The following is a 7,920-nucleotide window of genomic DNA, read 5'->3' as shown; positions in this document are numbered from 1 at the left end:
GGGGTGCGCTTCGCCAGCCAGAACCGCGACGCGCTGCTCCCCATCGACAGCGCCTCGCTGGCCGAGGAGGCGCTCACGCTGCCGCGCGGCTACGTGCCCGGGCGGGCGGTGCGCACGGTGGACGTGAACGCGTCGACCTCGTACGAGTTCCGGCTGATGGGGAACACGCGGCTGAGCCCCAACATCAGCGTGAGCCAGAACTTCCTGAGCCGCGCCGACACCGCGTCGGGGCTGCCCCGCCCGGGCGCCGGCTCGCCGCGCCCCAATCCGTTCGAGGAGGCGGCGCTGGGCCGGTTCGTGGCCGCCGCGCCGCGGGCGAACTTCGGGGCGTCGCTGGCCACGGAGCTGTTCGGCTTTTTCCCCGGTGTGGCGGGCTACTCGGCCATCCGGCACCACATCCGGCCCGGCGCCAGCTACGTGTACTCGCCCGCGGTGCGGCAGACGGCGCAGCAGGCGGCGGTGTTCGGCGCGCAGGGCGGGCGCGAGCAGAACCAGGTGAGCGTAACGCTGGACCAGACGTTCGAGGCCAAGCTGCGGCGCCCCGCGCGCTCGGCGCGCGACGAGCAGATCGCGCGTTCCGGGCGCGGCAACGCGTCCGACGCCGGGCAGGTGCGCGAAAGCGCCGAGGGGCCGCAGGCGGACTCCATCGCCCCGGTGGACTCGGCGGGCGGGCCGTCCAGCGGCGGCGACGCGCCGGACCAGGAACGCAAGGTGACGCTGCTGGCCATCAACACCAGCTCGCTGCTGTACAGCTTTGTGCCCACCGACATCTACGGCACGCAGTTCCAGACGGACGAGCTGAGCAACACGCTGCGCTCGGACCTGTTCGGCGGCTTTCAGGTGTCGCTGAGCCACGACCTGTTCGCCGAGCGCCGCGTGCAGGACGACAACGCGCTCACGCCGCGGTCGGAGCGGGGATCGTTTTCGCCCTTCCTCACCAGCGTGTCCACCTCCATCAGCTTTGGCGCCAACTCGGCGCTGTTCCGGTGGATGGGCTTCGGGCGCGCCAACGAGGAGGACCGCGCGGCGGAGCGGGGCAACACGCCGTCCGGGCAGGGGCAGGCGCCCATCGACCCGCCGGGGGCGCAGACCAGCACCGGGCGCGAGCTGGTGACGGGAACGGGGGGCGCCGGGCCGTGGAACGCGCAGATCGGCTACTCGCTGCGCCGCCGCCGGCCGGACGTGCTGCGCACCACGCCGCAGGTGGAGACAGAAGACAACCAGCAGATCACCGGGTCGATCTCGTTCTACCCCACGCGCAACTGGGCGGTGAACTGGCGCACGGACTACTCGCCCAGCACCCGCGAGTTCGGCACGCACGTGCTGAACTTCAAGCGCGACCTGTACCGCTGGCAGGCCAACTTCGACTTCATCCGCACGCCGACGGGGAACACGTCGTTCTCCTTTTCCGTGCACCTGATCGACCTGCCGGACCTCAAGACGGACTACAGCCGCCAGAACCTGGGCACGGACCGCCGGTCCATCTCGCGGCCCTGACCGTCCCCTCGCCGGGCGGATCGCAAACGGGTGTCCCTTGCCGGGGACGCCCGTTTGCCGTTCAGGCGGGACACCCGCGTCGGCGGGCGGCATGGCGTCCATCAGCCCAAGTGTTTGTTGATCAACGGGTTGGGTGGATGGTGCCCCGCGGCGCGGGCGCGGAATGCGGGTTGCCTTTCCCGGGGGGCGAACGGAGACCCTCCGTTCTGCAGCGACACCCTGGAACGACCGCTTCCCCATGAAAATCATCTCGCGCAACCTGGCCGCCGCGGCGGCTGTGCTTCTGCTCGCCGCGTGCGAGAACGATCCCAACGTCGTCCTGGTCGGCGACAAACCCGGCGAGCCGCGCGACGTGGCCGCCCGCTACGAGTGGGTGCTGGAAGACTTCACCAATGCCGGCACGCCGGTCGGCTACCCGGTGGTGGAGGTGACCTGGCAACCGCCCTCGGACTGGAACCGCGAGGTGTTCCGCGTCTACGGGCGCACGTCGGGGAGCGGGCAGTACTCGCTGATCGCCACGGTGACGTCGTGCACCACGGACGGCTGCGTGTACCGCGACCGCAACGTGCAGCCCGGCGTCCGGTACGACTTCTACGTGGCGACGGCGGACGAGTCGGCCAACGTGGAAACCCCGTCGGAGTTCTTTGAGACCGTGTCGGTGCCGTCCGCCGCGCGCCCGGCCGCGCCGGTGCCGGCCACCCCGGTGGGGCTGGACGACGCGCTGTACCTGCAGTGGACGTCGCCGTCGCCCGGCAGCCTTTCGCACTACCTGGTGTACCTGTCGCGCCTGGACGGCACGGACTACCTGTACCGCGTGGGGCAGACGGACGGCACCGGGTACCTGGACGAGGAAGCGGGCAACGGGCACGAGTACGGCTACCGCGTGGCCGCGGTGGACACGCTGGGCCACGTGAGCAACCTGAGCACGCAGGTGACGGGCGTGCCGCGCCCCGACTTCCATGGCGAGCTTTTGTACGCGTTCGGCAGCAACGCGGCGGAGAGCGGGTTCGTGTTCAGCGGGTCGGAGGCGGACAACCCCATCGTGCCGGGCTCGTCGACGGCGGCCCACTTCCGCCTGGAGAGCGGCGCGGGCGGCTGGCGCATCGTGCCGCTGAACGGCACGCAGGTGGTGGAGTACGCGGGCCGCACCACGGCGCTGGCGTGCGGGCCCGGCGCCGACGCGGGGTGCCGCGCGGCCACGGTGGCGCCCACGGCGGGCTACAGCAGCGCGCCGGTGCCGGTGAACTCCGAGTTCAGCTACATCTTCCGGATTCCGGGAACGGGCGGCGTGCGCTACGGCGTGATCCGTGTGCAGCTGCTGGGGAGCGACCAGACGGGCCGCAACCTGATGATCTTTGACTGGGCGTTCCAGACCAAGGCGAACGAGCCGCGCCTGAGCGTGTCGCGCTGAGTTCTTCTGGCTTGGATGCGAGGGCCGCTCCGGTGCACGGGGCGGCCTTTTGCGTTGCCGGGGACCTGCAGGGAATAGGGAATAGGGAATAGGGAATAGGGAACAGGTACGGCGTGGAATTCCGATTCTCCCTTTGTTCTCCCTCTGCGTCTCTGTGCCTCTGTTCGAGTCCAATCTGTTGCAGTTCCCCGCGTTCCCCCGCCACCCCCGCGTCCTCGGCGTGAACCGGCCGTAGAAGTCCAAGGAATGCACGGACGCGACCGGTCCGCGACCGTTGATCAGGGCGCGGTGCCGGCCTATGTTCCCGCGTCTCACACCCCACGCGGAGCACGGATGCGGCGGATCGAAATCGACGGCGACAGCCTTACGCTGGAGCAGGTGGAAGAGGTGGCCACGCAGGCCGCCGAGGTGGCGTTCGCGCCCGGCACCGTGGAGCGCATGCAGCGCTCGCGCGACGTGGTGGAACGCGCGCTCGCCAGCGGCGCCACCGTCTACGGCGTCACCACAGGGTTCGGGCGCCTGGCCGAAACACCCATCCCGCCCCAGAAGCTCGCCGAACTGCAGCTGAACCTGATCCGCAGCCACGCCTGCGGGTTCGGCACGCCGCTGGGCCGGGCGGAGACGCGCGCCATCATGCTGCTGCGCGCCAACGTGCTCGCCAAGGGGTTCAGCGGCATCCGCCCGGTGGTGGTGCAGCGCCTGCTGGACCTGCTGAACCGCGGCGTGCACCCCATCATCCCCGAGCAGGGCTCCGTGGGCGCCTCGGGCGACCTGGCGCCGCTCTCGCACCTGGCGCTCGTCCTCATCGGCGAGGGCGAGGCGGAGTTCGGCGGCGAGCGGATGAGCGGCGCGGAGGCGCTGCGCCGCGCCGGGCTGGAGCCGGTGCAACTGCAGGCCAAGGAAGGGCTGGCGCTCAACAACGGCACGCAGGTGATGGCCGGTATCGGCGCGCTGGTGCTGCGCGGCGCGGAGCGGGTGGTGGAGGCGGCGGAGGTCGCCGGCGCCATGTCGCTGGAGGGGCTGCGGGGCACGCCCGACGCCTTTCACCCCGCAATCGTGCGGGCGCGTCCGCACCCGGGTCAGGCGGCGAGCGCGGAGCGGCTGCGCGATCTGCTGGCGGACAGCGAGATCCGCGAATCCCACCGACACGACGATCCGCGGGTGCAGGACGCGTATTCCATCCGCTGCATGCCCCAGGTGCACGGCGCGGCGCGCAACGCCTTTGCCTACATCCGCCAGGTGCTGGAGACGGAGTGCAACAGCGCCACCGACAACCCGCTCATCTTTCCCGACGAGGGGCCGGACGGGCTGGTGATCAGCGGCGGCAACTTTCACGGGCAGCCGGTGGCGCAGGTGCTGGACCTGCTGGCGATGGCGCTCACCGACCTGGGCAGCATTTCTGAACGGCGGACGGAACGGCTGGTGAACCCGGACCTGTCCGGCGACCTGCCCGCGTTTCTCACGAGCGATCCCGGGGTGCGCTCCGGCTTCATGATCGCGCAGATCACCGCCGCGGCGCTGGTGAGTGAGAACAAGGTGCTCTCCCATCCCGCCAGCGTGGACAGCATTCCCACGGGGGCCAACAAGGAGGACCACGTGTCCATGGGCGCTCACGGGGCCATCAAGGCGCGCCGCGTGCTGCGCAACACCGAGGCGGTGCTGGGGATCGAGCTTCTGTGCGCGGCGCAGGCGCTGGAGTTCCGCAAGCCGCTGCGCCCCGGCCGCGGCGTGGAGCGCGCGTACCAGGCCCTGCGCGCGGTGATCCCGCATCTGGACGAGGACCGCGTGCTCGCCCCCGACATCGAAGCCGCCGCCGCCCTGGTACGCGACGGCGCGCTGCTGAATCCGGCGTAGAAGCCCCCGTGAAAGTGGGCGAATATTTTACGCCGCTATTGTAAAATGTTCGAAACGGACGTATCCTGAGTTTGTCCAAGCGCAAAGTTCAGCATTCGCCGATCTCGCGGGGGCATCCTTCAGCAGGGCAGGTTTCATGGTTTCGGTTGCATCCACCTCGATCCGTCAGTTCCCGAAGCAGTTTGCGGTCGCGCTTCTCCTCGCGGGCTCCGCGTCGGCGGGGCTGGCCATTCACGTTGCGGCACAGGGCGCCGGAACCAAGTTCATGGCCTGCCGCAGTACCGCGTGGTCGGACTACAGTTCGTGTTCGGCTGCAAACAGCGGCTGGGGACAGGTCGGGTGTGAAGTCGCCATCGAACTCGACCTGCTTGGGTGTGATGCCGAACTCGTCCGCGATCTGAACCCTCTGGGCTGACGGTCTGGTCGGAAGCGTTGATGTTCCCGCGGCTCACCGGGTTCTCCGGTGGGCCGCGTTTCTCTTGGGAAAGTGATGTTCGTGGACCGATTGATAGCCGGTGCGGCCGGCGTTGGGCTGCTTGCCGCGGCTGGAGCGGTGCTCGCGGCGGCCGCCGCGAACCGCGGCGCCGCCGCCGCCCTGCCATCGGGGGTACCGCGCGCGGAGTTCGTGGCCGTGACCGGCGACGCACCGGGGATGGTGCGCGATTTCGTGGTCCAGGGAGACAGCGTGCTCGTGCTGGACGCCGTGGGCCGGCGGGTGTACGCGCTGGCGCCTGCCCGGGGCGGGGGGTGGACGGCAGCACCCGCCTTTGGAAAGCCCGGCCGCGGCCCGGGGGAACTCACACATCCCAGCGCGCTCGCCATGCTTCCCGACGCGTACGTAATCGCGGAAGCCGGCGGACAGCTCAGCTACTACGCGCGCAACGGGCAGTTCCGGAACTCGGTGCCGCTGCGGACGGGGTGCGGGCTTCCCCATCCGCAGCTCGCCACGCTGGGCGCCACCCTCGCCATCGCCGCCAACTGTCCCAGCGGACGCGCGGGCGGCACGGATACGATGAACGCCGTGCTCTTTCTGCAGGAACCCGGCTCTCCGGTCCGGGAAGCGGCGCGCGCCCCGCAATTTACTCTGGACGGGAACTGGGGGACCATGTACGCGGCGCCGCACAGCCTTGCGGAAGGGGACGGCGAACTCTTCTTCGGCATCGGGTCGGACGCCTGCGTGCTCCGGGTGCGTGCCGCGGCGGGGGGCGGGGTGCGCGACTGTGCTCCCATGCTCCGCGCGCGCCGCGCACCGGCTCCGGCTGGCCTGCGCGCGGGCAAGGGCCCCGCATTTCAGTGGCCGGGAACCATGCCGTACTACGTTTCGGCCGTCGCCACGCCGCGCGGCACGGTCTACGTCCGGCCGCACACTGCGGACTCCCTGGTGCTGGAACTGGTGCCCCAGCCCGCCGGGGGCGAGCCGACGCCGCTTCTGGTGGCTCCCTTTGCGGGTTTCGTGGGATGCCGGCGCGGCGGCTGTTTGTGGTTTGCCCCGGAAGCGGAGGGCGGCCGGATGGCCTTTCTGCCGGCCGGCCGCATCCGCGCGCTCGCCGGGGCGCGGTGAGCGGGGCGCGTGCGGGGCGGGTTCTGCCCGCGGGTACGGGGCTGCTCGCCCGGGCGCTGCTGATGCGCGAGGCGCGTTCGCGCCCGCTCTGGGCGGCGGGCGCGCTGCTGCTCGTCATCGCCGTCATGGGCGGGTGGCAGGCCGGGGCGCCCGTCGCCGGCGCGGCGGTCCGCGGCGGCAATCCGCTCACCCGCCACTTCGCCACCGCGGCGCCCGGGGTGGTGGCGCTGGCGGGCGCGCTTCTCGCCCAGCGCCGCCTCTGCGCCGATCACGCCGACCGCTGGCTCACGCCGCTGCTGGCGCGCGGCGTGGAGCGTGCCGCATACCCGGTGGCGCTCGCCGGCGTGCTGGTGCTGGCGTCCGTGTCGGCGTTCTGGCTCAGCGTGGCCGCGTTCGCCGTGACCCGCGCGGCCGCGGGCGCCGCCGACGGCGCCGAGGCGGTCCGCATGCTGGCCGGAGGAAGCGCGCTGATCGTGTCGGCGATCGCGTTCGCCGTCGCACTGGCCGTGCTCTGGCCCGCACCGGGCACCGCGCTGGTTGCGGGCGTGGTGGCGCTTGCCCTCCCTTTTCTGGTCACCATGGTGTTCGTGCTTCGCACCGATGCACTGCCGCCTTCTCTGCTGCATCACGCCATGTTTCTGCACCTGCCGCCGCTCTCCAGCGCCGTCCGGCCCGCCATTCTGCTGCGGCACCTGGCGTACGCCGCGCTCATGCTCGTGCTGGTGCTGTCGGTGAGCGACCGCCGCGTGGCGCGCTACTCGTGACGGGCGCATGCACCCTCCGCCACGGCGAACTGCGCCGGGGAGGCCGGCGGGTGCTGGGCCCGGCGGCGCTGGAGCTTCCGCAAGGCGCCGTGGTGGGGCTGGTGGGCGCCAACGGCGCGGGAAAAACCACGCTGCTGATGGCGCTTGCGGGGTTGCTGGCCCACGGTGGGGGACAGGCGGAACTCCATGTCGCGGGCGAGCGGGTGCAGGCGGCCGGATACGTTGCGCAGCAGCCGCGGCTTCCGCACTGGCTGCGCGTGGACGAGGTGCTCGCCCTGTACGGTGTGCAGGCCGCGGTGGCCGCGCTGCAGCCGCCGCCCGCAACCCTCCAACCCCTCCTGGACCGCCGCGCGGATTCGCTCTCCGGCGGCGAGGTGCAGCTCATTGCCGCGCTCGCCGCCCTCGCGCCTGATCCCCCGGTTCTGCTGCTGGACGAGCCCCTGTCGTCGCTCGACATCCCTCACCGGCGGGAGCTTTCGCGGCTCATCGCCGCGCGGAGGGGCCGGCCCGCGCGGCTCACCGTGGTGTCGTCGCACGTCTCCACCGAACTGTACGATCTCTGCGACTGGTTCGTCGTCATCCGGGGCGGTGCGTGCGTGTTCAGCGGCTCCCATGCGGATCTGCTGCGGACCTCTGCCGACGTGGCGCCGGGAGTGGGCGCGCGCGAGCACTTCGAAGAAGCGGTCGTGGCCCTCCTCACCTCCTGATCGCTGATCGGCGGAGTTGCCCCAAGGCTCCTTGTCCACCGTCCCGCCTCTCCTCAGATTCACCCGCTCCGTCACTCCCGGCGCGCTGCCTTCGTGGTGCGCGCCTCCGGGCATTCGTGCCGCGCG

The 7,920-nt window shown here is 71.4% G+C and carries 7 protein-coding genes; all 7 read left to right on the top strand.

Annotated features, from left to right (window positions below):
• The coding region (locus VF665_RS24695) for a putative LPS assembly protein LptD (protein WP_331056159.1) at positions 1 to 1,497 on the top strand (1,497 nt) is incomplete at its 5' end.
• Between the two features lie 238 nt (positions 1,498 to 1,735).
• Positions 1,736 to 2,908 carry a fibronectin type III domain-containing protein gene (locus tag VF665_RS24690; RefSeq protein ID WP_331056158.1) on the top strand — a complete coding sequence of 391 codons (1,173 nt, stop codon included), beginning with the start codon at positions 1,736 to 1,738 and terminating at the stop codon, positions 2,906 to 2,908.
• 333 nt (positions 2,909 to 3,241) lie between these two features.
• The gene (hutH, locus tag VF665_RS24685; protein ID WP_331056157.1) at positions 3,242 to 4,762 is read left to right on the top strand and encodes a histidine ammonia-lyase; all 1,521 of its coding nucleotides are present in this window, start codon (positions 3,242 to 3,244) and stop codon (positions 4,760 to 4,762) included.
• A gap of 136 nt (positions 4,763 to 4,898) precedes the next feature.
• Positions 4,899 to 5,177, top strand: a complete 279-nt coding sequence (locus VF665_RS24680; protein WP_331056156.1) for a hypothetical protein — start codon at positions 4,899 to 4,901, stop codon at positions 5,175 to 5,177.
• Positions 5,178 to 5,258: 81 nt separating this feature from the next.
• Complete coding sequence (locus VF665_RS24675; RefSeq protein WP_331056155.1) at positions 5,259 to 6,323, top strand: hypothetical protein; 1,065 nt, start codon at positions 5,259 to 5,261, stop codon at positions 6,321 to 6,323.
• Positions 6,320 to 7,087: a hypothetical protein gene (locus VF665_RS24670; protein WP_331056154.1), complete on the top strand. Its 768-nt coding sequence runs from the start codon at positions 6,320 to 6,322 to the stop codon at positions 7,085 to 7,087. The genes VF665_RS24675 and VF665_RS24670 overlap by 4 nt, the downstream gene beginning before the upstream one ends.
• On the top strand, positions 7,084 to 7,794 hold the full coding sequence (locus VF665_RS24665; RefSeq protein ID WP_331056153.1) for an ATP-binding cassette domain-containing protein: 711 nt from the start codon (positions 7,084 to 7,086) through the stop codon (positions 7,792 to 7,794). The genes VF665_RS24670 and VF665_RS24665 overlap by 4 nt, the downstream gene beginning before the upstream one ends.
• The last annotated feature ends 126 nt before the right edge of the window (positions 7,795 to 7,920 follow it).

It is taken from the genome of Longimicrobium sp., from assembly GCF_036387355.1.
GTDB lineage: Bacteria > Gemmatimonadota > Gemmatimonadetes > Longimicrobiales > Longimicrobiaceae > Longimicrobium.
Note: the sequence above shows the minus strand (reverse complement) of the source record. Positions and strands in the feature narration are given on the sequence as shown.

What these genes read in the sequence shown, in the direction of transcription:
- VF665_RS24690 (WP_331056158.1), top strand. Translation starts at nt 1,736, where the DNA reads ATGAAAATCATCTCGCGCAACCTGGCCGCCGCGGCGGCTGTGCTTCTG.
- hutH (WP_331056157.1), top strand. Translation starts at nt 3,242, where the DNA reads ATGCGGCGGATCGAAATCGACGGCGACAGCCTTACGCTGGAGCAGGTG.
- VF665_RS24680 (WP_331056156.1), top strand. Translation starts at nt 4,899, where the DNA reads ATGGTTTCGGTTGCATCCACCTCGATCCGTCAGTTCCCGAAGCAGTTT.